The sequence below is a fragment of the Bacillus sp. GbtcB10 genome (assembly GCF_019091365.1).
Classification (GTDB): Bacteria; Bacillota; Bacilli; order Bacillales; family Bacillaceae; genus Bacillus; species Bacillus altitudinis.
Map to the genome: position 1 here is coordinate 1 of NZ_JAGXJP010000365.1, position 239 is coordinate 239.

General features: G+C 41.4%; 1 pseudogene. It reads left to right on the forward strand.

The features are described 5' to 3' along the window. Window positions 1-239 (forward strand): annotated as a pseudogene (locus KVT11_RS20510) (hypothetical protein); the annotation flags it as partial.

Here is a 239-nt window from a genome sequence, read left to right on the forward strand (position 1 = left end):
ACGGGTTATAAAGCATGGTGGATTGCAGTTCTGATCGGCGGAAACAAGTTCATTTATAAAAAAGTCGGTCGTGACGAGGAATTGATAGGTTATTTGATTCAGATTGAAAAAGATTTGTGGGAGAATCACGTTCAAAAGCAAGAGCCGCCAATGTTTGACGGTCCAGAGTCATCAACAGAATTGCTTAATCACATGTACCCCATTGGAATTGACGAGGAAACAAGCCTGCCTTTAAAAGC